The 26,084-nt window shown below is 68.8% G+C and carries 25 protein-coding genes and 1 pseudogene; 12 read left to right on the forward strand and 14 right to left on the reverse strand.

The annotated features are described in order from the left end of the window. Window positions 1-128 precede the first annotated feature (128 nt). A complete protein-coding gene (locus ACWC24_RS14565) occupies window positions 129-512 on the reverse strand; it encodes a hypothetical protein (RefSeq protein ID WP_450663158.1) in 384 nt (127 codons plus the stop codon). Between the two features lie 757 nt (window positions 513-1,269). Next, a complete protein-coding gene (locus tag ACWC24_RS14570; RefSeq protein WP_450663159.1) occupies window positions 1,270-2,622 on the reverse strand; it encodes a tetratricopeptide repeat protein in 1,353 nt (450 codons plus the stop codon). A 192-nt stretch (window positions 2,623-2,814) separates the two neighbouring features. Here ACWC24_RS14570 and ACWC24_RS14575 point away from each other — a divergent pair, with 192 nt between their 5' ends. Beyond that, window positions 2,815-3,384, forward strand: a complete 570-nt coding sequence (locus ACWC24_RS14575; RefSeq protein ID WP_450663160.1) for an ATP-binding protein — start codon at window positions 2,815-2,817, stop codon at window positions 3,382-3,384. Between the two features lie 316 nt (window positions 3,385-3,700). Continuing rightward, window positions 3,701-4,000, forward strand: a complete 300-nt coding sequence (locus ACWC24_RS14580; protein WP_450663161.1) for a hypothetical protein — start codon at window positions 3,701-3,703, stop codon at window positions 3,998-4,000. A 425-nt stretch (window positions 4,001-4,425) separates the two neighbouring features. Here the strand turns inward: ACWC24_RS14580 and ACWC24_RS14585 are convergent, their stop codons facing one another. Then, window positions 4,426-5,190 carry a GntR family transcriptional regulator gene (locus ACWC24_RS14585; RefSeq protein ID WP_450663162.1) on the reverse strand — a complete coding sequence of 255 codons (765 nt, stop codon included), beginning with the start codon at window positions 5,188-5,190 and terminating at the stop codon, window positions 4,426-4,428. Window positions 5,191-5,357: 167 nt separating this feature from the next. Between ACWC24_RS14585 and ACWC24_RS14590 the strand changes: the two genes are divergently transcribed. From ACWC24_RS14590 to ACWC24_RS14605, 4 genes are read left to right on the forward strand one after another with little or no spacing between them, the layout of a single operon-like run. Beyond that, window positions 5,358-5,705, forward strand: coding sequence for an SCO3933 family regulatory protein (locus ACWC24_RS14590; protein WP_450663163.1), 348 nt, complete (start codon window positions 5,358-5,360; stop codon window positions 5,703-5,705). Then, window positions 5,705-7,006: an FtsK/SpoIIIE domain-containing protein gene (locus ACWC24_RS14595; protein WP_450663164.1), complete on the forward strand. Its 1,302-nt coding sequence runs from the start codon at window positions 5,705-5,707 to the stop codon at window positions 7,004-7,006. Before ACWC24_RS14590 ends, ACWC24_RS14595 begins: the two co-directional genes overlap by 1 nt. Further along, the gene (locus ACWC24_RS14600; RefSeq protein WP_450663165.1) at window positions 7,003-7,200 is read left to right on the forward strand and encodes a hypothetical protein; all 198 of its coding nucleotides are present in this window, start codon (window positions 7,003-7,005) and stop codon (window positions 7,198-7,200) included. Before ACWC24_RS14595 ends, ACWC24_RS14600 begins: the two co-directional genes overlap by 4 nt. A 41-nt stretch (window positions 7,201-7,241) precedes the next feature. Beyond that, a complete protein-coding gene (locus tag ACWC24_RS14605; RefSeq protein ID WP_450663166.1) occupies window positions 7,242-8,849 on the forward strand; it encodes a replication initiator in 1,608 nt (535 codons plus the stop codon). A gap of 396 nt (window positions 8,850-9,245) precedes the next feature. Here the strand turns inward: ACWC24_RS14605 and ACWC24_RS14610 are convergent, their stop codons facing one another. Beyond that, the gene (locus tag ACWC24_RS14610; RefSeq protein WP_450663167.1) at window positions 9,246-10,124 is read right to left on the reverse strand and encodes a hypothetical protein; all 879 of its coding nucleotides are present in this window, start codon (window positions 10,122-10,124) and stop codon (window positions 9,246-9,248) included. Window positions 10,125-10,362: 238 nt separating this feature from the next. Then, window positions 10,363-11,811, reverse strand: coding sequence for a recombinase family protein (locus ACWC24_RS14615; protein ID WP_450663168.1), 1,449 nt, complete (start codon window positions 11,809-11,811; stop codon window positions 10,363-10,365). Window positions 11,812-11,837: 26 nt separating this feature from the next. Between ACWC24_RS14615 and ACWC24_RS14620 the strand changes: the two are divergent. Together ACWC24_RS14620 and ACWC24_RS14625 are read left to right on the forward strand one after the other, a co-directional pair. Beyond that, window positions 11,838-11,960: pseudogene (locus tag ACWC24_RS14620) on the forward strand (EamA family transporter); the annotation flags it as partial. Between the two features lie 114 nt (window positions 11,961-12,074). Beyond that, window positions 12,075-12,350 (forward strand): DUF1876 domain-containing protein, encoded by a 276-nt coding sequence (locus ACWC24_RS14625; RefSeq protein WP_450663169.1) that lies wholly within the window; start codon window positions 12,075-12,077, stop codon window positions 12,348-12,350. A gap of 80 nt (window positions 12,351-12,430) precedes the next feature. On the opposite strand, the gene ACWC24_RS14630 is transcribed toward ACWC24_RS14625, so the two are convergent. The 6 genes from ACWC24_RS14630 to ACWC24_RS14655 form a co-directional block, all read right to left on the reverse strand. Then, window positions 12,431-13,594, reverse strand: coding sequence for a serine hydrolase domain-containing protein (locus tag ACWC24_RS14630; protein ID WP_450663170.1), 1,164 nt, complete (start codon window positions 13,592-13,594; stop codon window positions 12,431-12,433). Between the two features lie 104 nt (window positions 13,595-13,698). Next, window positions 13,699-14,103, reverse strand: coding sequence for an organic hydroperoxide resistance protein (locus ACWC24_RS14635; protein WP_202919796.1), 405 nt, complete (start codon window positions 14,101-14,103; stop codon window positions 13,699-13,701). A 180-nt stretch (window positions 14,104-14,283) separates the two neighbouring features. After that, on the reverse strand, window positions 14,284-14,715 hold the full coding sequence (locus tag ACWC24_RS14640; RefSeq protein ID WP_450663280.1) for a MarR family winged helix-turn-helix transcriptional regulator: 432 nt from the start codon (window positions 14,713-14,715) through the stop codon (window positions 14,284-14,286). 110 nt (window positions 14,716-14,825) lie between these two features. Continuing rightward, window positions 14,826-15,584, reverse strand: a complete 759-nt coding sequence (locus ACWC24_RS14645) for an energy-coupling factor ABC transporter ATP-binding protein (RefSeq protein WP_450663171.1) — start codon at window positions 15,582-15,584, stop codon at window positions 14,826-14,828. Continuing rightward, window positions 15,572-16,333, reverse strand: coding sequence for a cobalt ECF transporter T component CbiQ (cbiQ, locus tag ACWC24_RS14650; RefSeq protein ID WP_450663172.1), 762 nt, complete (start codon window positions 16,331-16,333; stop codon window positions 15,572-15,574). The genes ACWC24_RS14645 and cbiQ overlap by 13 nt, the downstream gene beginning before the upstream one ends. Window position 16,334: 1 nt before the next feature. After that, complete coding sequence (locus ACWC24_RS14655) at window positions 16,335-17,393, reverse strand: energy-coupling factor ABC transporter permease (RefSeq protein WP_450663173.1); 1,059 nt, start codon at window positions 17,391-17,393, stop codon at window positions 16,335-16,337. A gap of 181 nt (window positions 17,394-17,574) precedes the next feature. Between ACWC24_RS14655 and ACWC24_RS14660 the strand changes: the two genes are divergently transcribed. Beyond that, a complete protein-coding gene (locus tag ACWC24_RS14660) occupies window positions 17,575-17,928 on the forward strand; it encodes an SsgA family sporulation/cell division regulator (RefSeq protein ID WP_450663174.1) in 354 nt (117 codons plus the stop codon). Between the two features lie 45 nt (window positions 17,929-17,973). Here the strand turns inward: ACWC24_RS14660 and ACWC24_RS14665 are convergent, their stop codons facing one another. The 3 genes from ACWC24_RS14665 to ACWC24_RS14675 form a co-directional block, all read right to left on the reverse strand. After that, window positions 17,974-19,644 (reverse strand): penicillin-binding transpeptidase domain-containing protein, encoded by a 1,671-nt coding sequence (locus ACWC24_RS14665; RefSeq protein ID WP_450663175.1) that lies wholly within the window; start codon window positions 19,642-19,644, stop codon window positions 17,974-17,976. 195 nt (window positions 19,645-19,839) lie between these two features. Next, window positions 19,840-21,483 carry a penicillin-binding transpeptidase domain-containing protein gene (locus ACWC24_RS14670; protein WP_450663176.1) on the reverse strand — a complete coding sequence of 548 codons (1,644 nt, stop codon included), beginning with the start codon at window positions 21,481-21,483 and terminating at the stop codon, window positions 19,840-19,842. 212 nt (window positions 21,484-21,695) lie between these two features. After that, window positions 21,696-23,447 (reverse strand): dolichyl-phosphate-mannose--protein mannosyltransferase, encoded by a 1,752-nt coding sequence (locus ACWC24_RS14675; RefSeq protein ID WP_450663177.1) that lies wholly within the window; start codon window positions 23,445-23,447, stop codon window positions 21,696-21,698. 96 nt (window positions 23,448-23,543) lie between these two features. Here ACWC24_RS14675 and rsmI point away from each other — a divergent pair, with 96 nt between their 5' ends. The 3 genes from rsmI (at window position 23,544) to ACWC24_RS14690 (ending at window position 26,009) form a co-directional block, all read left to right on the forward strand. Then, on the forward strand, window positions 23,544-24,392 hold the full coding sequence (gene rsmI / locus ACWC24_RS14680; RefSeq protein WP_450663178.1) for a 16S rRNA (cytidine(1402)-2'-O)-methyltransferase: 849 nt from the start codon (window positions 23,544-23,546) through the stop codon (window positions 24,390-24,392). A gap of 289 nt (window positions 24,393-24,681) precedes the next feature. Next, window positions 24,682-25,077: a hypothetical protein gene (locus tag ACWC24_RS14685; RefSeq protein WP_450663179.1), complete on the forward strand. Its 396-nt coding sequence runs from the start codon at window positions 24,682-24,684 to the stop codon at window positions 25,075-25,077. A gap of 47 nt (window positions 25,078-25,124) precedes the next feature. Further along, window positions 25,125-26,009, forward strand: a complete 885-nt coding sequence (locus ACWC24_RS14690; protein ID WP_450663180.1) for a TatD family hydrolase — start codon at window positions 25,125-25,127, stop codon at window positions 26,007-26,009. Window positions 26,010-26,084 lie beyond the last annotated feature (75 nt).

A 26,084-nucleotide genomic window follows, 5' to 3' on the forward strand; every position in this document is an offset into this window, starting at 1 on the left:
GCTAATGCGGGGCCTCGAAGCCCTCCCGTGCGCCCTGCCAATGCGCTTGGCTAAGCTTGATGAGCACCGCTGCTACTGGCTCGTATTCTTCTCTGGTTGGCTTCCCAAGCCGCGACCAAGCATATGAACTACTGGCCAAGCAGTCCGCGAATCAGTGCAATTTTCTCTGTAGCTTTTTTACCGTAACCGACTATCGAGGAAGCCAAGACAGAGAACGACACCGCGCATGGCTCCAAACCCGACGGTAGCTTAAAGGCGTTAATTGCATAGATAGATGAAATTGACCCCAAAAGCGCCGCAAGTGCCGTTGCTGCAAGCCTGATCGAGCTGCGATCCGAGACTTCCACGTCTGCGATTTTTTCACCATCCAAGATATTTCCATAACGCTCGTTAGCGCATCGCTCAGCGATAGTTAGAATCGTTGCGCCGAGTTCAGTCAACTCCGCATCCGTCATCTCATCAACAGATTCCTCTTGAATTCTTAGATATGCATTTACGCGCAAGGCGTGCATTCTTACCGCCTTCCTCCGTCGGCGCCTCTTAAATCCGCGAGTGAATCGATGTACGACCTGTAGATGACTTCGAAGGATTCCCAGGCTTTCGGCCACCTTGTGTAGAGCTTCACCCCTCTTTGGTCCATTTTTCCCGATCACCTCCGAACATGCCCATAGAGTGGCATAGCAGGCATAGATAGGGGCGCACTTCTGGCGAGAAACAATGGTCTTCCTGCCCGGTGCGTAAACCCCATCAAATCCCAACCCGACTCGAAACCCGAGAAAGATTGGTCCGACTGCACACGTTACGTAGAAGGCTAAGAGTACGAGCCCTCCCAGGAAGAGTCTGACGGCACTCGTCACCAGTTCGGCAGAGCTAGGGGCACCTTCCAACGTGGCCCCCGCCGACTTCGCAAAGGTGGTCAACGTATCTCGCATTGAGCCTGATTTATCATCGAGGGCGAGCGCGAAAGGAATCAGGATCCAAAGGCCAGCGATAATCCCATAGATTTGAACCAGGGCACTCCCCCGCCTATAGGTGTGTTCGTAGACTCTCAGTGCAAGCCTGACTCGAATTGAGGGGGCTTCTGTGAGCGAGAGGCGATCTGCACTCTGCCTGAGCTTCTTAATCTCTTCGTTCGCATTTTCGTGACGTTTCCGCAACAGTCTCTGTCGCGCCTCGTTCAGCATGACTGAACCCTCCCACACCGAAAGAGGTGATATGAGAAAAACGGAAAGAAAGCGAGATTTTAATCCGACTCAAAACATTAGAGCGTCAGAATGGAAGATCTGACCTAGCTGCACCTCGCTTGATCATCACGACCCGCTCGTGGAAGTCACGTGTTGCGGCTTCGCGCGGGTATCGAGACCGGAGTTCCCGATCCAGTTCATCAGCGACTAAAAGCAGGGACGGCAGCGACCTGCGGTCGGTTTCAAGAGCCTCGATGCCCATGCCAACGGCTTCTTCGGCGTCGCCAGTACGAGCGGCGGCGACTCCCAGGGTGAGCCGGGCTTCTGCCGCGCGCATGGGGGAGATCTCGGTGCCATCGGGGCCCATGCTGATGCGGATTACTGAGCGGGCGTGGGCGGCGGCGCGTTCGTCGTCTCCGAGGAGACGGTAGGCGTCCATCTCGTAGAAGTCCCACTTGTTGGGGTCGATGATGAAGTGGTGTTCGGGGTGATCCGGGCGGGGGAGGCGGTCCAAGCGGGCGCGGCCGGCGTCGAGGGAGTCTCGGACAAGACGGCTGTCACCCATACGGGCGGCGGCTCGGGCCTTGTGCGCGTAGAGCTGTACGCCGACGGAATGAGTCTGATCGGCGATGTGGCCGGCCTCGACTGCTTCGAGCATGTCTTGCCAACGGCTCTGGGTGAGGGCGAACCACGCCTCGATCTCCCATGCCCACGCCATGATTTCGCCGTGGCCTGCTTCCTGGCCGATGCGGAGTGCGGCGGTCTTGCTGAGGTTGGCGGCCTCGCGCTGGCCGCGGTCGTACTGGACGCAGGCGTTCAGCAGGAACAGCCATCCGGTGTCGACGAGTAGCTCCCGGTGTTGGCGGAGGGTCATCCGACCTTCGAGCTGCTTGGTGACGTATTGGAGGCCGTTGCGGGTGCGGTCGTGGAGGTAGTCGGCATCGGCGTACGGGTAGGCGCGGGCCAGTTGGTCGATGCCCTGTTCGATCGACTCCAGGGCGGCGCTGTTGATGCTGGACATCTCGGTGCGCCGGAGCATCTCGGCGATGTCCCACAGACCGGCTCCGCCTTGCGCGATCAAAGCGCTGGGGTCGTCTGCCGGGGAGCTGGTGGCCGGCCGTTCCAGCTCCCATGGGCGGGGAGCGAGTCCCGCGAGATGGCCGGGGATGCGCAAGCCGTCGACGACTTCGAGGATCTTGTAGTGCTGGGTGATTCGCGGGCGGGTGCCCTTGCCGTCGGTCTCCGGGCGGGCCATCTTCCCGATGTGCTCGCGCTTGTAGCCGACGGCTTCGGAGATCTTGGCGTAGCTGATGTGGCCATGGAGCTTGGCGAGTCTGAAGACTTCGCCGAAGTCGTGGTTGCCGATTGCCGACCGTACGTCCGCGCGTTCGAGTACGTGCGGCGGCAGAGCTGCTGGTGTGGGTGCTGCCTCGGTCATCTCACTTCCCCATCGTGATTGACCTGACGCTCTTCGTCAGATCGGCTCTCTCGATCTGCACTCACGTCCTGAGGCCGAGTGTACCGGTGAGGGGGGTCCCCAAGAGGGGGGAGCGGCAGGTGGGTTGACGGGTGCACCCTCGTCACCTGCCGGGAGGGTCCCGGTGAGCGTGACGTGAGACAGGACCCGTTCATGGACGCGAGAAGAGCGCGAACGCAAGCGCGCTTTGCGAGTGAACTGGATGCGTATGCGCACTGGTTCATCGCGCCGGACCCCTCGTCCGGTGGGCACTACTTGACGCTGACGCTCTTCGTCGATTGCGGCAACGCGGTACGCGTCGCGCGGGACCAGACGGCCGAGTTTCTCCGGGGCGCGGGCTACGAGGAAGTGGTGGATGACGCTCGCCTGATCGTGTCGGAGCTGGTGGGAAACGTGGTGAACCACGTGGTGCCGGAACGCTCTCTGGCATGTCCCGGCGGCTCCCGTCGTGTCGATGTCCACTTCAAGGTGTGGCCGAAGTGGCTGTTCATCGGGGTCGCGGACGAGGACTCGTCACCGCCGCTGCTGCCCCTTGGTGACACGTTCTGGCCTGGTCTGATGGAAGGACTGTCGGAAGCGGTCTTACCCGATAGCGGTCGGGGGCTGCTGATCGTGCAGCGCTTGGCGGCCGCGGTGTGGTGGATGCCGGAAGACCGTGGCGGCAAGACCGTGTGGTGCCGCCTCGATCTCGATCCCGGGACTCGGGGCCAGATGTCTTGTTGATCTCCGACTGTCGTTGCGCGTCTCGCTCTCTGACGAGTGCGCGGCAGTCGGGCGCCGGAAGTGGAGCTATCCGGCGTACACGGCGTGGCTCCTGAGGTGGACCGCTGAGATCCCCGCTCAGCGCTCAGGGGCCACGCTGCACAACCGAAGACCGAGACCGGGCCACCCCATCAGCCCTGGAAAGCGAAGGGTGGCCCGGTTGGGGAACGCGAAGATCCCCGGTGCCTGATGGTACCGGGGCCTTCGTGCTGTGTATCTGCCCTGGACCAAACAGAGTTGACGATCCGTTACATAGATCAGGGCAGAGGTGGGATACGTGAGCGGCTCGGGTGAGGGCTGGCTGAGTGACGGTCTCGACGACGCGGCGTGTGTGGAGTCCGGCCTGTGGGTGCACGGCGTCGACTACATGGCGGGCTGGCGTACGGCGCGTGAGTCCGCGGACCGGCTGAATCGGGCGTTGCTCGGGGCGGGGTTCGAACTGTCCGAGGTGCGGGCGGTCGCCTCGACTGACGCCGAGGGGCGCGGTGTCGTGCGCGTGGTCGGCTGGCCGGACGCCGTGGAGCGGCTTGCCGGGTTCCTGGAGGCGCTTGCCGACCGGGACGGTGGCGCGCGATGAGGGGTGCTTCCGCTGGTGAGTGGCGCGCGTGGGCACGTCGTCGGCCGGAGAGATTTTGGGCGGTAGCTGCCATGGGGCGAGTGAACAGGGGGCCTTACGCTCGCCCGGCGGATCGGGCAGGTACTGGACCTGTCCGGTGTGGTGCCCGATCGGCCCCCTGTTCTTCGAGGCTCGCTCCATGGGAGCTGCCTAAAATCTTGGAGGCCGGCGACCCCCAGCCCCGCGGACCCCGGCCCTCGGCGGCCGGTCGTCGCCTCGACTCCGTGGGAGTGCTGCGGTGCGGGGCGTCCGGCGACCGGACGGGACCGGCGGCCACGCCGCACGCCCGGCCGGGGCGGCCAGGCGGCCCGGCGCGCCGCAGGCGCGCCCTTGAGGAAGTGAAGACTGTTTCGACCGATGGCCAATGGCGATCCGGCCGGACTGCGTCAGCTGGGTTCCTCGTCGGCGGTGATCCGGTAGGCGAGTTCGGCGCGGTCCGCTCCGATGCGGAGCTCTTCGAGAATCAGGGCCTGGTCGTCGGTGCCGCAGGTTACGCGGGAGACGTGCAGGACGGGAGTCGCATCGGGCAGGCGCAGCGCGGTGCGCTCGTCGGGCAGCGGCATCCGGGCCCGTACCGACTCGGACCACCACAGCTTGTGCCTGGCTCCCGTCAGCATGTCGTACAGGGCGGCGGGGTCGGCGTCCGGCGTTTCGGCGAGAGCGGGTACGGCTTCGGCCGTAGCGAAAGGGATCAGTGTGCGGTGCATCGCGCGCGCTCCGGTGGCCGGGTCGACCAGCAGCCGGTCACAGCCGAACAGCGCTTCGTCCAACCGGAGTTCCAACGCGTGGGCGGTGGCTTCGGTGGCCTGGGTGCGATAGGTGCTTGGCTCCTCGGCCTGCTGCCACGCGGCTACGCCGTACAGGGTGAAGTGTCCGGCCGGTGTCTTGCCGACGTGACGGGAGACGCTGGCGGCCGGGTCGTTGTTGGTGCGTACGAAGCTGCCCTTGCCGTGGCGTACGTCGATGAGTCCTTCCGCGCGCAGCGCGGCGACTGCGTTGCGGACGGTCGGACGCGAGACCTGATAGCGCTCCATGAGCTGCGCTTCCGAGGGCAGCGGGGCGCCGGGGTCGTACTCGCCCGTGAGGATCGCTTCGCGGATGGCGGCGGCCACCTGCTGGTAGAGGGCTCCGGGGCGCTGGATCTCCGACATCTCTGCATCTCCGACGGGTCGGTGTCGTAGGCACGTCGCACGCGCGACATCACTCGTCAGCATAAGTAGTTGCACCCTCGCCGTACAGGACTTCATAGTCGTAACTCGTAAGGACAAGTGACGTCAGTATCAAACTGATGTCGTGACTGGCCAGGGAGGCCAAAGAAATGCAGTCCATTCCCGTGGACACGGCGCGGCTCGGCGTACTGCGGTGCGCCATCGCTCCCGAAGTGAAGATCAGCAACTCCGAGACACAGGAGGTGAAGAGGGACCGGGACGGCAACCCGGTCTACACCGTGGCGGTCACCGTGCGGCAGGACCGGCGGCGGATCTCCGTCATCGAGATTGCCGTCAGCGGTGAGCCGACCGGCATCGAGGAAGGGCAGATCGTCAAGGTCACAGGCCTGACCGCGTTCGCCTGGGCCATGGGTGACCGGCACGGCCTCAGCTTCCGCGCGGACGCCATCACACCCGTGCCCTCGACCGGGGCACAGCGCAAGGGCGGTGAAGCGTGATGGCGCCCTACATCATCTCCTTCGCCCTGGCCGTGCTGGCCTGGATGCTCGTCGTCGGCGACCTGGTGCGCCGACACCGTCCGGCCTGGCACTGGTACCTCGTCGGCTATCCGGTGACCGCATGCCGGGTGATCCTTACCTGGCGTCGGGTCGCCCTGCTCAACGATCTGTCGGTGTCCCGGCTTCCGGCGCGCACGCTCATCGGTCACCTGCTGGTCAAGGGTGATCCGGTGCGGCCGGTGGCTCCGCGGCTGTCGTTCCCGCGGCCCACGCGGCTGGGCCTGACCGTGATCGTGCGCCTGCACGTGGGCCAGACCCCGGCGACCTACATACAGGCGGCCGACGCGCTCGTCCACGCGTGGAAGGTTCACGCGGTCCGCGTCACCTCCCCGGAACGCGGCCTCGTCCTGCTGACCGCGATAGTCAGTGATCCGCTTCAACGTCCCGGCTTAGCCACCGCGCCAACAGAGTTACTGTCTGCGCTGATCGGCGCGCTGGAGACCGGTGGCGCCTGGGTCATGGACCTACGCCTCGTGCCGCACTGGCTCATCGTCGGTGCCACGCGGTCCGGCAAATCCACCCTGCTGGCCCGACTGATCACTCAACTCGCGCCGCAACCCGTCGCCCTGGTCGGCATCGACTGCAAGGGCGGCATGGAACTCGGCCTGTTCGGCGGACGGTTGTCCGCGCTTGCCACCTGCCGACGTGAAGCGGTCGCGGTCCTGAGCGCGCTCGTCGTCGACATGCAAGAGCGGATGAGCGCCTGCCGGTCGGCCGGGGTCCGCTCGATCTGGGAGCTCCCCGACACACTGCGACCCGTGCCGGTCGTCGTGATCGTCGACGAGATCGCAGAGCTCTACCTGTCCGACGGGGCCCGCGGGAGCAAGGCGGAAGCGGAACAGTGCTCCACGTTGCTGCTGCGCCTGGCACAACTCGGGGCCGCACTCGGCCTGCACCTGGTCGTCGCCGGCCAGCGCGTCGGCTCCGACCTCGGATCCGGCGTCACCGCCCTGCGCGCCCAACTCGGCGGCCGCATCTGCCACCGCGTCAACGACCCCGGCACGGCAGAGATGACCCTCGGAGACCTGAACAAGGACGCCGTGGCCGTCGCGCAGGCGATCACGGCGGAGGAACGCGGCGTGGCCGTCTGCACCGGACCTGAGGGCGGCTGGAGCCGTGCCCGCTCCCACCTCACATCGACCGAAGAGGCCGTGGTGATCACGAGGAAGTACGCGGCCACCACTCCGGAACTGCTCGCTGTTGCCCGCGCTCTCGCAGCCGTCGAAAGGGACTCCGAATGATCAGCACCGGAACAGCTGTCTCCCTCGTGGTGGTCTTCGGGATCATCACCTGCCTCCTCGTCCGCTCCCGCGACGTACGGGCCTGGGAAGCCGTCTGCATCGTCCTGTTCGGCATGTACCTCGGCCAGACCCCGGTCAGCCTCACCATTAACGGCTTCACGACCTGGGTCTTCAGCGGCTTCGCCCACTTCTGAGCAGGAAGGACAAACACCGTCATGCCCATGAGCCGTGTGAGATGCCCCGTCTGCAAGGGCGAAGGGGCCCGCAAGACCTGGACCGGACGGCGTCACCGCTGCCGTGTCTGCCGCGGTACCGGCACCATCCGCTGACACCCACGACCGACGCGCCCAACCACGCAAGGAGCGACCTCCATGACCGACCACGCACCACCCACCAACTCCCGAGCCGCTACGGCGGCCCACCCCGGAAGGTCACCACCATCACACCCGAGTACACCCCGGCCGACAGGCGCGCCGTCCTCGACCGCGCGGCGCGCCTGCGTCAGCTCTCCGAAACAGACCGCGACGCCATCCGGATCGCCCAAGACCCCCAGTACGCCCGCTGGCTGGAGCAGATCACCGCGACAGGCGGCTGTGCGCACCCCATACATCTGTCCGGCTCGACGACCACACGTGACGCGACAACCGGCGAGATCCTGCACGACTACGACACCCGTGACGAACCCGGTGAACGTCTCCTCGTCCGCTGCCGCAACCGCCGCGCCACCGTATGCGCACCGTGCTCCCGACTCCACGCCGGAGACACCTTCCACCTCGTCCGCGCCGGCCTCCTCGGCGGCAAGAACGTTCCCGCCAGGGTTCGCCACCGGCCCCGGCTCTTCGTCACCTTGACCGCCCCGTCCTTCGGACCCATGCACCGTGCCGGGGACCGATGCCGACCGCGCCGCGACCGTGGCGAGTGCGAGCACAGTCGGCCGCTCGGCTGCGGCGCCTTCCATGACGGGGCGGACCCGCTCATCGGACGGCCTCTCTGCGCCGACTGCTACGACTACCCGGCTCACGTGCTCTGGCACGCGCACGCGGGAAAGCTCTGGGACCGCTTCGTCATCGGCGTTCGACGACACCTCGCCTCGGCCGCCGGCCTGCCCCAGTCCCGCTTCCCGGAACACGCGCGACTGTCCTTCGCACGAGTCGCCGAGTATCAGCAACGGGCCGCCGTCCACGTCCACGCCGTCGTCCGCCTCGACGGCCCGGACGGACCGACCGCCGAACCCCCGTCTTGGGGCACGGTCGCCCGACTGGCCGACGCCGTACACGCCACCGCGGGACGGATTATGGTCCGCCCCCCTCACAGCTCCGCCGTCGGTGAAATCGCCCTCCGCTGGGGCGTCCAGATCGACACCCGGCCCCTCCACGCCGACGGTGACGGCCCGGACGACGACGCCGTAGCCGCGTACGTCGCGAAGTACGTCACCAAGGGAGCGAACGAGACCGGCGCCGGTACCGATCACAGGCTCAGGACCTGGGATGACATCGAGACGGCTTGCGTGTCCGATCACGTCCGCAGCCTCATGCGCACCTGCTGGCGACTCGGCGGACTCCCCGAATACGCGTCCCTTCACCTGCGGGCCTGGGTCCATACCCTCGGCTACCGGGGCCACATTCTCACCAAGTCCCGTGCCTACTCCACCACCTACGCGGCACTCCGCGCCGAACGCGCCCACCACAGGGGCCACACCGAGATCCCCGAAGCGATCATCGAACGGCACTGGCGCTACGTAGGTTCCGGGCACACTCCTGGCGCGGCACTCCTGGCCGCTGGAGTCGCCGAAGACCTTGCTGCGAATCGCGAGATCGCTCGGGATCGGCAAGAGGTGTTGTGACGGGACAACGCAATGAGCAGTGGGCTCGGGCTGTCGAGCGTCAAGTGGCCAAGTTCCCCAGGAGGATAGGGCCGAAGAGTGCTGAGCGACTGGCGCGGCTCCTTGGCCCTACACAGAAATCCTTCTAAGAATATTTCGTTGTGATTGGCGGGGTCGCGGTGTCGGAGCCGTCCTGTTTGGTTGGGCTCGCGTGGGCTGACCCTGTGTTATAGGTAATTGCGACCTTCGGTATTGGAATATCCCCCGGTTCGCGCGGGCCGCACCTCAAGTGTTCCGTTTGAGGTGCGGCTTCTGCTATCTGCCACGTGTTGGAGGATCATGTTTCACGCTTCGGCAGTTGACTTCGCTATTCAGGTCTTCTAAAGCGGTAGCTCGCTGCGGCATCGATCGAGGTAGTTACCATGGCAGAACGACCGCCCGTTCCCGCAAAAGCTGCTCTTCGCGCAGGCTAAGTTCGGCGTAAAGAACGATTTCCTCTATGCTGGTGAAGGTTCCGCCGACACGCGCCCGAGCGCCGACGATTCGCGAGGATGCATCAGCGGAAAGGCGGAATGTTCGACTCAGTGTTTCTGCTTGTACGCCGTTGATGTCGATGAGTCCACCGTCATCAAAACCGGCCTGCCGGTCGGGGTCTCCGATGCCAAGTTCGAGTGCGAGACGCGGGTTTTCCAGTGCTATCCGCTTACCCTCATCCCGCTTACGCATCTCTGCTTGGACCGCTGCAAGAGTCGCGGCGGAAGTGTTGACGGGCTGAGATGCCGTCGGTATGGGTGTCGCAATAGTTGGAGTGGCATCGTAGCTGGCAGTGCCGGACAGGTGACCTACCCATACGCTCGACAGTGTGGTGTAACTGGGGTCAAGATAGATCTTTGAGTCAAGCTCAATGCGGGTCCCCCATTCCTTCTTCGAGGCGAAGAGGAAATACCCTGCCAGACGGCGCCCTGGATGGAGGATTACGTCGAACAGGGCGCCATCAAGATCGTCCAACCCTGTGGCCTTGCGGGCCGGATCCCCGACGCGCGCGTAATGGTATTGATAATGCAGATCGAACTTGAGTTTTTTGGGGCCGACATTCTCCACGACGGCATTGACCTGAAAGAAGTTGAGGGAATCCTTCGATCCGCGCATTCCCTCATCCTTAGCCCTCTCTCTGAGAGCTTTCTCGTCCATTTCGGGAGTCTGGAAGTTGGTGAAGCTCAGCTTCAGTCCGCAATCGAAGGTGTGCGCATCACCAACGTTCAGCAGGTCCGGCGCTGTCTCATCATGCTTCCCCATGTCTGTCCTTCAGGTGCAAGGCCGGAGCGTTTACCCTCCTAGCCGATCGAGCCACAACGTACGCATGATCATGGTTTGCGTCTGTGGGGGCCAGGGTCTGTGCGATCTTGTGACCAATCGGTTGTGGGTGAGAGATCGCTGAGCGGGATCAAAGGGGCGGACCGTGAAGGGCCGAGGTGGCTGGCGGGAGACTTGCCAGAGTGGATGGCGATGTTGTGTCACTCGTTCAACAGAGCTTCTAATCCAGAGAGTTCGGCTCGATGTCCACCCGTTCGGGGTCGAACCCTCGACCCTTTCGTGTCGGCGGGCGAACGATCACAGCGGCGAACAGGAACCGGTAGATCGCGTTCATGCGGGCGTAGTCCCGCGCCTTCTCCAGCTTCTCCCAGTTGGCTTCGGCTTCCGGTCCAGCTATCCCCTCTAGGACGACGACCGGTCGCTTGACGGTCTTCCGCTGACGCTCCTTCATCCGCTTGACGATCGGCGTGCGCATGGCCTGGAAGTCCGCAGTGGTGAAGTCGTCGTCGTGGAGCCATAGTTCTTTCAGCTCTCGCAGCTTCTCTCGGTCTCTGTCGTCCGCGATGACGTCGGCCTCTGGGCGTGTGGTGGTGGCGGGTTCGTAGCCGGAGGTGTCCAGCTGGGTCAGAACCTTGATCGCCACGTCCCGTACGAACGCCTCCAGCGGTTCGGCGGAGATGGATCGGTTGCACTTCTGCTGGTCGGTGTTGTCGGAGCGGTTGCACCGGTAGTAGGCGTACCGGACGCTGTTCGTTCCTCCCATGCGTGATCCGCACGCGCAGGTGACCACCCCACGCAGGACGTAGTTCCGGAGCGGCCGCTTCTTCGTTTCCCGGTGTTGCTGGGCGCGGTATTCCCTGAGCCTCTGGACCTCGTCCCACTGGCCCCGGTCGATGATGGCGGGCCACGTTCCGACGGCCACTTCTTCGCCGAGGTGGAACCGCAGTCCGGCCACGAAGTGGGACGACAGCAGGTGGCGAACGTTCTCCGGGTTCCAGGCCTTGCCCTTGGAGGTGGGAATCTCGCGCGCGGCCAGGTCCCGGGCTATGCGGATCGCCGACTCGCCGTCGAGGAAACGGCGGTAGACCTCACGGACGATCTCCGCCTCTTCATCGACGATCGCGCGGCCGTCACGGGTGTAGCCGTACGGTCGGTTGCCCACGTGCGGCCGGCCTGAGCGGGCGTGGTCCTTCAAGGCGTCCTTGAGGCGGCGCGACGTGTCGTCGGAGGAGCGGCACGCGTGGGCAACCTCGATGCGGAGGATGAACCGGTCGTCGGGGTCCGAGAGATCACGGCGGTTGGCCTCGCCGTGCAGCAGGACGCGCTTATCGTCGGCCATCGAGAGCAGCTCTTCGAGGTCCTTGGGCTGCCTCATGAGGCGGTCGGGGTGGTAGACGATGACGTGCCGGATCTCTCCGTCTCCCATGGCCCTCAGCATCGCTTCCCACCCGGGCCGTTTGCGGTTGCGCTGCCATGCCGAACGGTTGTTGTCCACATAGACGTGGGTCGCCTCGATGCGCAGCTGAAGCCGTTCGGCGATCTCTCGGCAGAGGCGTTCCTGACGGTCTACGCCGGTCTGGTCCTCGTCCTTCGTGTGCGAAATGCGGCAGTAGATCGCCGCGGGCTCCCCCGGCGTGACGCCGGCCTTGGGTAACTTGGATCGGCTCATGACAAACACTGTATGAGCCCGATATGACATCGGTCATCGTCGGCGCGGGGATCGGTGCCCTGTTCTTCAAGGAGCGGTTCGGGCTGCCGCGGATCGCCGCCGCCGGGCTGCTGGTGGTGGGCATCGGGCTGATGCTGCACGCCGGTTAGCCGCGACCCTGGACCGGTGCGGGCGGGGGCTCCGCTGTGGAAGCGGGGCTCCGTGGGTGCGGTGGTGCGTGGGGAGGGGCACCCTGGAAGCAGGCGTTTGTGGAGGTGATCGTCATGATGCACACCGCAGTGGGATGGCATGTCGAGATGGAGTTCCTGGAGGACGACCAGCACACGCGCGCGGTCGCGATGGTGCGCCTGCCCGACGGCACCGAGGTACACGGGCACGGTCACGCCAGCCGTCACCACTCCGACTCCAATCAGCCGAGAGTCGGGGAGGAGGTGGCGGCCGCCCGTGCGCTGAACGAGATGGCCATGCAGCTGCTGAGCAAGGCGCACGGGGAGATCGACGCCGAGTCCGGGCGGATCTCGCACGCGATCCACGTCTAGGAAAGGTCCGCGGCCGGGACGTGCGGCCGGGTTCCGTGGCCCGGCCGCACGTCCCGGCCGCTGCGTCCGGCCGTCGCCGTTCAGCGGGGCAGTGCCTCGCGTACCGCCCGTACCAGGGCCTGTGCCCGCGGATCGGCCGTCACGCTCGTCCTGAACCCGTTCGTCACATAGCCGAAGGCGAGACCCGACTCGGGGTCGGCGAAGCCGAGCGCGCCGCCGCGGCCGGGGTGGCCGAAGGAGGTGGGGGACAGAAGCGGCGAGGCCGCGCCGTGCAGCATGTAGCCCAGGCCGAAGCGGGTGCCGACGACCAGGACGCGGTCGGCGCCCGAGGCCTGCTCGCCCCGGGCCAGCTCCATCGTCCGCGAGGTGAACAGCCGCTTCCCGCCGTCGACTTCGCCGATCAGGGAGGCGTAGAAGCGGGCCAGTCCGTCGGCCGTCGCGACGCCGTTGGAGGCGGGCAGGGCCGCAGCCCGGTACGCCGGGTCGTTCTCGTCCGGCAGGGGCGTGATCGCGGCGAAGGCGCGGCGGGTCAGGGACTCGGGGTCGGCGTAGGCGTCGGCGACGGCCCGGGTGGGCCGGACCCGCAGGGTGCCCGCGCCGGCCGGGGGCTCGATCTGTCCGACCCGGCCCACCCGGCCGGCCTGCGCCGGGGCGATCCCGAGCCGGAGGTCGGCGCCGGCCGGTCCGGCGATCTCGGCCGCGATCCACTCGCCGACCGGCAGGCCCGTGATCCGCCGGACCAGTTCGCCGGTCAGCCAGCTGTAGGTCTGTGCGTGGTAGCCGTGCGCCGTGCCCGGCTCCCAGACCGGCGCCTGCGCGGCGACCGCCGCCGCCCCGAGATCGGGATCGGCCGCCTCGGCGGGGCTCAGCGGCCGGTCCAGCACCGGCACGCCCGCGCGGTGCGCCAGCACGTCCGCGACGCGGGTCCGCTCCTTGCCCGCCGCCTTGTACTCGGGCCAGTGGTCGCCGACCGGAGCATCGAGGTCCAGCTCGCCGCGCTGGTGCAGCAGCAGGAGCGCGGCGGCGGCCACGCCCTTGGTGGCCGAGCGCACTATCTGGGCGGTGTCCCGCTCCCAGGGCGCCGTGCCGTCGACGTCCCGGGTGCCGCCCCACAGGTCCACGACCCGGTGCCCGTCCCGGTAGACGGCCACCGCCGCGCCTCGGTCCCCGAGCACCTCGAAGTTCCGTACGAACGCTTCCCCGACCGGCTCGAAGCCCTCGGCCACTGTGCCGTTCACGATCACGTCCGGAGTCCTTTCCCTGCACCGACTTGCGACAGTCAGTGCAACACAGGCGTCCGGCCTTCGATTCCACGGGGGTGACCAGCTCCGGGCGGGCCGGCGGCAGCTCAGCCCAGGACAATCGTCACGTCGATGTTGCCGCGGGTGGCGTTGGAGTAGGGGCAGACCTGGTGGGCCGCGTCCACGAGCTTCGCGGCGATCTCCGCGTCGAGCACCGGGAGGGACACGCTCAGGGCGACCGCGAGGCCGTAGCCGTGGGTCTTGTTGGGGCCGATGCCGACCTTCGCGGCGACCGTGGAGCCGGCCAGGTCGTAGCCCGCGCGGTTGCCGACGAGGATCAGCGCGTTGTGGAAGCAGGAGCTGTAGCCGGCCGCGAACAGCTGCTCCGGATTGGTGCCGTCGCCGTCGCCGCCCAGCGCCGGGGGCATCGCGACCTTCAGGTCGATCTGGCCGTCCTGGCTGGTGACATAGCCGTTGCGGCCGCCGTGCGCGGTGGCCTCGGCGACATACATGATCTTTGTCGGGCGGGTGTCGACAGCGGCGCCTTCGATCACGGCGGGACCTCCCCCAGGGCGTTGCACAAACGGCAGGCGGCACGGAAGTTACAGGTACATCGTGCACAAGGTACCGGCCGGTATGGGCAGGGTGGCGGATGGGGGGAGTAACCGTGGGTAATACTCGCGGCCGGTGCTTCAGCGCAGGCGTCCGGCCGCGTCGAGCGCCCGTCCGGTCAGCTCCCACAGCTCCTCGCGCAGCCTCGCCACCGCCTTCGCGTCGAGCCCCGTCGCCGTGAGCAGCGCGCCGGGCACCCGTGCCGCACGCTCCCTGAGCGCCTCCCCGCGCCCGGTGACGGCCACGAACACCGAGCGCTCGTCGTGCGCCGAGCGCTCCCGGCGCACCAGGCCCGCCGACTCCAGCCGCTTCAGCAGCGGCGAGACCGTGCCGTAGTCGAGCCGCAGTGCCTCGGTCAGCTCCTTGACGGTGATCTCGCCCCGTTCCCAGAGCACCAGCAGCACCAGGTACTGCGGATAGGTGAGACCGAGCTCGTCGAGCAGCGGACGGTAGGCCGCCGTCACCGCGCGCTGGGCCGCGTACAGCGCGAAGCACAACTGGTCGTCCAGCAGCGGTGGCTCGGCGTCCGGCCCGGGGCCGGATCCGGGGAGCGGCCCCGAGTCCGGTGCGGCCTGCGGTCCGGTGTCCGCCGCGGAGTCCGGCCGGGCGTCCTCTTGGTGGGTCACGCGCCCATTGTCACCGAGCGGGGGTCGAAGCCGAAGGGGAGTTCCAGGCGGTGGGAACGCATCAGCGCGTCGTCCGAGAGCAGTTCGCCCGTGCGCCCGTCGGCCGCGATCACGCCCTCGCTCAGGACCAGCGCCCGCGGGCACAGCTCCAGCGCGTACGGCAGGTCGTGCGTGACCATCAGCACCGTCACGTCCAACGACCGCAGGATGTCGGCGAGTTCGCGCCGGGAGGCGGGGTCCAGGTTCGACGAGGGCTCGTCCAGGACGAGGATCTCCGGCTCCATCGCCAGCACGGTCGCCACGGCCACCCGGCGGCGCTGCCCGAAGGAGAGGTGGTGCGGCGGGCGGTCCTTGAACCCCGCCATGCCGACCTGCTCCAGGGCGCGGTCCACCCGCCGCTCCAGTTCCGGCCCCTTCAGGCCGGCCGCCGCCGGACCGAAGGCCACGTCCTCCCGGACGGTCGGCATGAAGAGCTGGTCGTCGGGGTCCTGGAAGACGATGCCCACCCGGCGGCGGATCTCGGCCATGTGCTTCCTGCCGACCGGCAGGCCCGCGACCGTCACCGTGCCCGCCCCGCCGGTCAGGATGCCGTTGAGGTGCAGTACGAGGGTCGTCTTGCCCGCGCCGTTCGGCCCGAGCAGCGCGACCCGTTCGCCGCGCGCGATGCTGAAGTCCACGCCGAACAGGGCCTGGTGGCCGTCGGGGTAGGCGAAGGCCAGTCCGGCCACGTCCAGTGAAGGTGTCACAGCGTCCATCCCAGCAGACATACGACGAGGGCGGCGAAGGGGAGGGTGAGGGCGTACGACCACTGCGCCCGGGAGGCGGTCACCTCGTCGATGACCGGCATCGCGCCGGCGTACCCCCGGCTGACCATGGCCAGGTGCACCCGCTCGCCGCGTTCGTAGGAGCGGATGAACAGCGCGCCCGCGGACTTCGCGAGCACCCCCCAGTGCCGTACGCCCTTCGCCTCGAAGCCGCGCGACTCCCGGGCGATGCGCATCCGCCGCATCTCGTCGGTGATGACGTCGCCGTACCGGATCATGAAGGAGGCGATCTGCACCAGCAGCGGCGGGAGCTTCAGGCGTTGCAGGCCGAGCAGGAGTTCGCGCAGTTCGGTGGTGGAGGCCAGCAGGACGGAGGCGGCGACGCCGAGGGTGCCCTTGGCGAGCACGTTCCAGGCGCCCCACAGGCCGGAGACGCTCAGCGACAGGCCGAGCACGTCCACCCGCTCGCCCTCCGCCACGAACGGCATCAGGACGGCGAACGCGACGAACGGCACCTCGATCAGCAGCCGCTTCAGCAGGAACCCGGCCGGCACGCGCGCGGCGTACGCGACCAGGGCCAGCAGGGCGGCGTACAGGCCGAACGCCCACATCGCCTCCCGCGGGGTCGACACCACGACCACCACGAAGGCGAACGCGGCGGCCAGTTTGGTGTGCGGCGGCAGCCCGTGCACGGGGGAGTGGCCGTGCCGGTAGAGCCGGTGCGCGTGTCCCGCCCCCATCTCAGGCGCCCGCGGACACGGACGTGGACGCGGGCGACACGTCGGCCGTACGGCGTCTGCGCACCGTCCAGAACACCGCGCTGCCCGCGACGACGGTGACGCCGACGCCGATCACGCCCGCGAGACCGCCCGACAGGCGCGCGTCGTCGACGTCCTTGACGCCGTAGCCGGCCAGCGGGGAGCCGTCGGACGCGTGCCGCTCGGCCTTGCGGTCGATGCCCTGGTCGTGGGCGACCTTCTCCAGGCCGTCGGGGGAGGCGGAGGCGTAGAAGCTGACGAAGCCGGCCAGCGCCAGGGAGGCGACGAGACCGGTGATCCACAGCGTGCGCCGGGAGGTGCGGGCGGCCACCGGGGAGGGCGCGGCGGCGGGGACGTCGACCAGGTCGCCGTTCACCCGCAGCTTCAGCCGCTGCTCCAGACCGCGCGCGCCGTGGACGAGGTCCGGGCGTACGGCGATCACGGCACCGACGGTCAGCGCGGTGATCACGGCCTCGCCGATGCCGATCAGCACATGCACGCCGACCATGGCGGTGGCGACCTTGCCGAGGGAGACGTCCGTGGTGCCGCCGACCGCGTAGATCAGCGTGAACGCCACGGCGGCGGCCGGGACGGAGAGCAGGGCGGCGACGAAGGAGGCGACCGTCACCGACCGCCGCTTGCGCGGCAGCACCCGCAGCAGGCCGCGGAAGACGGCGTAGGCGACCACGGTCGTCACGATCGCCATGTCGGTGATGTTGACGCCGAGCGCGGTCAGACCGCCGTCGGCGAAGAGGATGCCCTGCATGAGCAGGACCACGGACACGCACAGGACCCCGGTGAAGGGGCCGACGAGTATCGCGGCGAGCGCGCCGCCCAGCAGATGTCCGCTGGTCCCGGCCGCGACCGGGAAGTTCAGCATCTGCACGGCGAAGATGAACGCGGCCACGAGTCCGGCCAGCGGGGCCGTGCGCTCGTCGAGCTCGCGGCGGGCGCCGCGCAGGCTCACGGCGACGGCTCCCGCGGCGACGACTCCGGTCACGGCGGACGTGGGGGCGTTGATGAATCCGTCAGGCACATGCACCGTTCGATGATAGTGGCTTAATGCGAACGAGTTGCAAGAGCGAGATGCTCGTGCATCGTGCACCGCTTGAACGGGACGCTCGCCCCGATGGGCGCATTCTGTGAAATATGCGACATTGGAGAGGAAGCGAGAAATCGGATTCGTAGATTCCGAATCGGTCACGCATGGTGAGGGGTCGTCGATGTCTGTAGTCGAGCAGTACGCGCGAGCCCACATCGTCACCGACGAGAACGACGGGGCGGAGCCCGAGGCGGCCCCCGTACGGCTGCGCTACGACCCGGACGCCGATCCCCGGGTCGTGCGCATCGCCCTTGCCGGCCGGCGCGAGTGGACGTTCTCCCGCTCCCTGCTGGAGGAGGGGCTGCGCGCCCCGGCGGGGTCGGGGGACGTACGGGTGTGGCCGTGCGGCCGGGTCCAGACCGTCGTCGAGTTCCACTCGGCGCAGGGGGTCTCGGTGGTGCAGTTCGACACGAAGACGCTGATCCGCTTCCTGCGCCACACGTACACGGCCGTGCCCATGCCCCTGTCGAACTGAGGACGGCCTGCGGCCCGGCCGCCTGCGGGCCGGGGTCCGGTCCGCTCAGCCGCCCATCCGCAGCAGGGCCGCCACGATCGGGCCCGCCGTGTCGCCGCCGTGGCCGCCCGCCTGGACGACACCGGCGGCCGCGAGGTCCCCGCGGTACGCCGTGAACCAGCCGTTCGGCTTCTCCTGGTTGTCCACCTCGGCCGAGCCGGTCTTGGCGCCGTAGTCCGGGCCGAGCCCCGACATCGCCTGCGCGGCGGTGCCGTAGGCGGCCGTGTACTGCATGAGCTCGCGCAACTGCGCCAGCGTCGCGCCGGACAGGGTGCGCGTGGCGGTGGCCAGCGTGCGGCCGTCGGTCTTCGAGGAGACCAGATAGGGCTGGCGGAAGGTACCCGACTTCACCGTCGCGGCGACGGAGGCCATGTTCAGCGGGTTCATCCGCACCCCGCCCTGGCCGATCAGCTCGGCCGCCTTCTGAGCCTTGCTCTGCGGCGGCACCTCGCCGTCGAAGGTGGGCACACCGATCGCCCAGTTGTTCATCGACAGCCCGAAGACCTGCTGTGCCTGCTTGGTCAGGTCGGAGTCCGAGAGCTTGCCCGCCTGGCTGATGAAGGCCGTGTTGCAGGAGCGCGCGAAGCTCGCCTTGAACGTGCCGTCCTTGATCTCGAAGTCGTCGTCGTTGTGGAACTTCCAGCCGCCGTAGCTGAAGGTCTTGGGGCAGGGGTGCTTCTTGTCCGCCGACGCGAGGTTCTTCTCGATCAGCAGCGAGGAGGTGATGACCTTCATCGTGGAGCCGGGCGCGAGGGAGCCCTGGAACGCCGTGTTGAAGGTGTGGCTGGTGTTGGCCACCGCGAGGATCTCGCCCGTGGACGGGCGCATGAGGACCACCGACGCCCGCTGCTGCTTGGTCACCTGCTGTTCGGCCGCCGCCTGGAGGGTCGGGCTCAGCGTGGTCCTCACCGTGCCCGGGGTGCCCTTGCTCAGCTCCAGCAGGGTCTTGTCGGAGGCCTTGCCGGCCTTCGAGGCCTTCCCGCGCGCCACTCGAAGCTCGATGCCCGCCCTGCCGCCCGCGATCTTGCCGTACTTCTCCCGCAGTCCGTCCAGCACCGGCCCCAGTGACGGGTACTTGGCAGTGGTGATCTCCCCGCCGTTCCGGTCCAGGGCCGTCACCGGCGGGGTGTCGGAGTCGTCGGTGACGAGCGTGTCGCCGTCCTGGAGGTCGGGATGGACGACGGAGGCGTGCCAGCCGACCAGCGGCTTGCCGTCCGAGGCCCGGCGCACGACCGTGAGCGCGCTGTCGTACGCGAGCGGCTTGCTGACGCCCTTGTACGTCACCGTGCCCTTCACCGAGAACGGCACCTTGTCGCCGACACGGGTGCCCGCGGTGAGGGTGACGCCGGTGACATGGGCGTCCTTGGTGTAGCCGGTCAGCAGGGCGGTCGCGGCCGCGGAGTCGTCCGTGACCGCAGCGGCCACGGTGGGACTGCCCTGCTGCCAGGCCGTCAGGAACCGCCCGGCCGTGGTGGTGACCTCGGTCGCCGACAGCGGGCCGGTCTTGACCTTCGGCTTGTCGGACGAGGCCGTCGCCCCGTCCTCGGCCGATGCCCCGCCGCCGAACAGCGCGTACCCCCCGAGCCCGGCACCCGCCACCACGACGGCGACGATCCCGCCGACCACCGCAGGTCTCGTGCGCCGCCGTTGTTCGGCGACCCGTCTCCGCTTGCCCACAGCCCTGCCCTCCGCGTTTCCCAGGGCCCCTCGCCCCGCCGCCCACGTTGCCCTCACACACTCAACGACGCGACCAGCCTAGAGTCCCGTCCTGTGCGGGTGACGTGGGCCACCTGTACGAGCGGCCGCGTACCGGCCGTGGGGGCGCCGCACGGGCAGTGCGGGCGCCGCACCGGCCGTGCCGTGCGGGCCGCCTCAGCCGGCCGCGCCCAGCACCGCCGCCACGATCGGGCCCGCCGCGTCGCCGCCGTGGCCGCCCTCCTGGGTCATGGCCGCCGCCGCGACGTCGTTGCGGTACCCGGTGAACCAGCTGTTCGACTTCGCCTGGCCGTCGACCTCGGCGGAGCCGGTCTTCGCGCCGATGCGGCCGCTCAAACCGGCCATCGCGCGGGCCGCGGTGCCGCTGGTGGCCGTGCGGTTCATCATGGAGCGCAGCTGCTGGACCGTGCCGGCCGGCAGCCCCCGGGCCGTGGCGAGTTCGCGGTCGTCGAGGCTGCGGGGCACGATCACCGGCTGGTGGAAGGCGCCCGTCATGGCGGTGGCCGTCACCGAGGCCATGTTCAGCGGGCTCATCTGGACCTGGCCCTGGCCGATCAGGTTGGCGGCGGTGTCCGGGCCGCCGGAGGCCGGTACGGAGCCGTCGAAGGACGGGATGCCGGTCTTCCAGTTGTCCCGCCCGAGCCCGAACCGGTTCTGGGCCTCCTGGGTCAGGGAGTCGACCTTGACCTCGTCCGCGTACTTCACGAACGCCGTGTTGCAGGAGCGCGAGAAGCTGTCGGAGAGGGTGGCGTGCTCGTCCGGCGCCATGCCCGTGAGGTTGTGGAAGGTCTGGCTCTGCCAGACAGCGTTGTCAGGGCAGGGTGCGGGGCCGGTCGCGGTGGTGATCCCGGCGTCGATGAGGGTCGCCGCGCTGATGATCTTCATGGTGGAGCCGGGGGCCAGCCGCCCCAGGAAGGCCGCGTTGAAGCCGTCGCCCCGGTGGTTGGCGACGGCCAGCACCTCGCCGGTGCTCGGCTGCACGGCCACCACGGACGACTCGGCGTACTTCTCGACCGCCCGTTCGGCCGCGGCCTGCGCGCTCGCGCTGAGCGTCGTCGGCAGCCGCCCCGCCTTGCCCTTCGCCAGGGTCAGCAGCGTGGTGTCGGCGGCGTTGCCGTCGGCGTGCCGGATGCTCAGCTCCACGCTGGGCGTGCCGCCCGCCTGCTCGCCGTACTTCTCGCGCAGCTCGTCCAGGATCGGCCCGAGGGAGGGGTACTTCTCCTTCGTCAGGACCTTCCCGTCGCGGTCCACGGCCTCGATCGGCGGCTTCGCCGACTCGCCGGTGACCAGGGTGTCGTCCATGCCCGTCAGCTGCGGGTGCACGACCGAGGGCTCCCAGTCGACCAGCGCCCGCCCGGTGGTGACCCCGCGCACCACCGTCAGCCGGCTGCTGTAGTCGAGCGGCTCGGACTTCCCGTCGTACGACACCTTCGCCTTGACCGTGAAGGGGACCGTGGCGCCGCTCGCGGTGCCCGGCGTGATCCGCACCCCCGTGATGTGCGCGTCCTCGCTGTACGAGGTCAGCAGCGGTTCGGCCTTGGTGTCGTTGTTCGTGTACCCCGCGGCCTTCGCCGCGTCCCCCTTCTCCCAGGCCGCGAAGAAGGCGGCGGTGGTCTCCTTCACCTCGGCCCTGCTCGGCGGGCCGGTCTTCACGGGGGTCGCCTCGCCCGCCTTCGACGCCACCCCGCCTTCCGCGCTCTCGTTCAGCGCGGACACGAAGTTGTAGGCGCCGTATCCGGCCCCGCCCACCATCACGGTGAACACCGTGGCCACCACGGCGGACTTTGCCCCCTTGCGCATGTGCGAGTCCCTCCCCGTCGTGCCCCCTCCGGGACACTTTCTGAACGTGTTCAGAACGTTCGACCGGTTACACCATAAAGCCAAGCGAGGCTGCTGGGGCGGGAGTTGACAGAATCGAGAGCAGGGTCGACCGGGAGGCAACAGCCGACAACGGCCCACAACGGACGGGAGGGCGCGGCAGTCTGCCGCGCCCTCTTTTTCCGCCTGTCCAGCTAGACCCAGGTGTCCAGCCACATCCGCGACCGCCAGTCGTCGATCGGGACGGCCTGGCCGGTGTACAGGGGCCAGAAGTAGATGAAGTTCCAGGCGATCAGCAGGACCAGGACGCCCGCGCCGGTCGCGCCCGCGACGCGGCGGGTCTCGGTCGAGCCCGGTGGCCCGACGATCGCGCCGAGCAGCATCGCCACCGCCAGACACAGGAACGGTACGAAGATGACGGCGTAGAAGAGGAAGATCGTGCGCTCCTGGTACATGAACCAGGGCAGGTAGCCGGCCGCGATGCCGCAGGCGATCGCGCCCGCGCGCCAGTCGCGGCGGAAGAACCAGCGCCACAGCACGTACAGCAGCGCGAAGCAGCCCACCCACCACAGCATCGGCGTGCCGATCGCCAGGACCTCGCGCGCGCACTTCTCGCTCGCGTCGGAGGGGCAGCCGTCGGTGCCGGGCAGCGGGGACTCGTAGAAGTACGAGACCGGGCGGCCCAGGACGAGCCAGCTCCACGGGTTCGACTGGTAGGTGTGCGGCGAGGACAGGTGCACGTGGAAGTTGTAGACCTCGTGCTCGTAGTGCCACAGGCTGCGCCACCAGTCCGGGAACAGCCAGGACCAGCTGCTGCCCTTGCCGTCGGTGACGGCCCAGTTGCGGTAGTAGCCGCCGGAGCCGTCGTCCGCGGAGAGGATCCAGCCGGTCCAGGACGCCAGGTACGTGACGAGCGCGACCGGCACGGTGGCGAGGAACGCCAGGCCCGTGTCGCGCTTGAGGACCGTCGTGTACGCGTTGCGCGCGCCGGCGACCTTGCGGGAGCCGACGTCCCAGAGCAGCGTCATGACGCAGAACGCCGCCATGATGTACAGGCCGTTCCACTTGGTGCCGATGGCCAGGCCGAGCAGCAGACCGGCCGCCCAGCGCCAGGGCCGCAGACCGAGGCGGGTGGTCTCGGCGACGAGCGCGTCCGGCCGGGCCAGGCCGTCGGCGTCCTCGGGGAGCGCCGCCGCGAGTCTCTCGCGCGCCCGGTCGCGGTCGACGACCAGACAGGCGAACGCGGCCAGGACGAAGAACATCAGCACGCCGTCGAGCAGCGCGGTGCGGCTCATCACGAAGTGCAGTCCGTCGACCGCCATGAGCGCGCCCGCCAGACAGCCCAGGAAGGTGGAGCGGAAGATCCGGCGGCCGACCCGGCACAGGACGAGCACGCTGAGCGTGCCGAGCAGCGCCGTCATGAACCGCCAGCCGAACGGGTCGAACCCGAAGATCAGCTCGCCGAGCCCGATGACGTACTTGCCGACCGGCGGGTGCACGACGTAGGCCGCGTCCACGGGAATGGTCAGGTGCCCGTGGGAGGACAGCACGAGGTCGTTGGCGTTCTTGTCCCAGTTGACCTCGAACCCGCGGTGGACGATCGCCCACGCGTCCTTCGCGTAGTACGTCTCGTCGAATATCACCGCCTTCGGGCTGCCCAGGTTCCAGAACCGCAGCACCCCCGCGAACAGGGTGACCAGCAGCGGACCACCCCAGCCCGACCAGCGCCTCAGGCGGTCGACGAGGGTGGGCGGGAGGCCGAGCGCCGCCCACAGCCGGGGGCTGGGCTCGGCGTACGGCGGTACGAGCCGTTCGCGGACGTCGCTCGCGGGTCCCGACGCCTGCGCCGAGTAGCCGAATCGCCGCAGCCGCTGCTGCCACGACGGCTGCTGGTCGTGCGGGGCCCGGCCCTGCCGGATGTCCGTGGAGGACGCGGTACTGGTCACCGCGCCATCGTAGGGAACCCTTCTGTGTGAGTCCCGTGCAAGGCCGGTACCGGTCCGGATGCGTCCCCTTGGTCCGGCCCCTGGGAGGATGGTGGCGTGACTGGAACCCTTGTCTTGGCAGGCACCCCCATCGGCGACATTCAGGACGCTCCGCCCCGGCTCGCCGCGGAACTGGCCGACGCCGACGTCGTCGCCGCCGAGGACACCCGGCGGCTGCGGCGCCTGACCCAGGCCCTGGGCGTGATGCCCAAGGGGCGGGTGGTGTCGTACTTCGAGGGCAACGAGGCGGCCCGCACGCCGGAACTCGTCGAGGCGCTGGTGGGCGGCGCCCGGGTGCTGCTGGTCACCGACGCGGGCATGCCGTCCGTGTCCGACCCCGGCTACCGGCTGGTCGCCGCGGCCGTCGAGAAGGACGTCAAGGTCACCGCCGTACCCGGACCGTCCGCCGTGCTGACCGCGCTGGCGCTGTCCGGGCTGCCCGTCGACCGCTTCTGCTTCGAGGGCTTCCTGCCGCGCAAGGCGGGCGAGCGGCTGTCCCGGTTGCGGGAGGTCGCCGAGGAGCGCCGCACCCTGGTGTACTTCGAGGCCCCGCACCGGCTCGACGACACCCTCGCCGCCATGGCCGAGGTCTTCGGCGCCGACCGGCGCGCCGCCGTCTGCCGCGAGCTGACCAAGACGTACGAGGAGGTCCGGCGCGGCGGCCTCGCCGAGCTGGCCGCGTGGGCCGCCGAGGGCGTGCGGGGCGAGATCACCGTCGTCGTCGAGGGGGCGGCCGAGCGGGGCGGGCAGGAGCTCGACGCAGAGGAGCTGGTGCGCCGGGTGCGGGTGCGTGAGGAGGCGGGGGAGCCCCGCAAGGAGGCGATCGCGGCGGTGGCCGCGGCGGCCGGACTGCCCAAGCGTGAGGTGTTCGACGCGGTGGTCGCGGCGAAGAACGCCGGCCGCTGAGACGGCGCGCGCGGGCTGCCGTACACCCTCTGAGCAGGGCGCTTCTCCCATGAGCGGGCGCCCCATGCACGGGCAAAGGGTGTACGTGCCAGGCAAAGCCCGGGCCGCCCGCCGAGGCCGTTTCGGCAAGACCGGTCCAAATCGGGTCCAACACTCGACAGTCCTGATGCATTCGGGCCGGTGGAGGCGTCCACTGGATACAGGGACGCACCCGTCCCTCGCCTCCACCGGGGTTCCGGGGGGAACTCCCTCGCCGGGGGCGCTCGTCCAGCGGACAGCAGGAGCTGGCATGAGTGAGATCGCAGGGCAGACCGGTCATCGCGACGGAGCGATGTCCGTCGTCAACGAGTCCTATTCCTTCGCCTGCATGAGGTGCGGGCACGGCTGGGAACAGTCGTACGAGATCGAGCACCACACGGACGCCGACGGCCACGAGTTCGTGCTCTACGTGGCGGGCGGCCGGGTCGTGCCGTCCCCGCTGAGCCGCCCCGCCTGTGTGAACTGCGACGGCAACGTCGTACGGATCATGCGCGCGGGCCAGGTGTCCTTCGTGCAGGACCTGCTGCACCGGCAGCAGCCCCCGGCGGCGCCCGGCACGCAGGAGCAGCGGGGGGTGCCGGAGCCCGAAGGGCACCACTGGCACCTGGCCGATCTCCTGCACCCGTTCCAGCGCAGGGTGGGCTGACGCCCCGCACGGCCCGGGACGGCATGCCCCTTTCGTAGGATCGGGGCATGCCTTCGAACGACGACAAGAACGCGGCGCCGCCGCTCCCGGAACCCCTCAGGGTGCCGGTCGCCGACTCCCACACCCACCTCGACATGCAGTCCGGCACGGTCGAGGAAGGCCTCGCGAAAGCGGCGTCGGTGGGCGTCACGACGGTCGTCCAGGTCGGCTGCGACCTCAAGGGCTCGCGCTGGGCCGCCGAGACCGCGGCCGCCCACGACAGCGTGCACGCGACCGTCGCCCTGCACCCCAACGAGGCCCCGCGCATCGTCCACGGCGACCCTGGGGGCTGGTCCCGGCAGGGCGCGCGCACCCCGGGCGGCGCCGCCGCGCTCGACGAGGCGCTCGCCGAGATCGACCGGCTGGCCGGGCTGCCCCAGGTCAAGGGCGTCGGCGAGACGGGACTCGACTACTTCCGCACCGGTCCCGAGGGCAAGGAGGCGCAGGAGCGGTCCTTCCGCGCCCACATCGAGATCGCCAAGCGGCACGGCAAGGCGCTGGTCATCCACGACCGCGACGCCCACGCCGACGTGCTGCGCGTGCTGAAGGAGGAGGGCGCCCCGGAGCGGACCGTCTTCCACTGCTACTCCGGCGACGCCGACATGGCGCGGATCTGCGCCCGCGCCGGGTACTTCATGTCCTTCGCCGGCAACGTCACCTTCAAGAACGCCCAGAACCTGCGGGACGCCGTCGCCGTCGCCCCGCCGGAACTGCTCCTGGTGGAGACCGACGCGCCGTTCCTGACCCCGGCCCCGTACCGCGGACGGCCCAACGCCCCGTATCTCATTCCGGTCACGGTGCGCGCCCTGGCCGCCGTGCGGGGCGTCGACGAGGACGTGCTGGCGGGAGCCCTCGCGGCGAACACGGCCCGCGCCTTCGGCTACGCGATGTGACCGGACCGTGACCGCCGGGCCGTGTTCGCGGCGGTCGGCACTCACTCTGGGCACGACTGTGCGTAATCGCGGGGC

The organism is Streptomyces sp. NPDC001443 (assembly GCF_053597355.1).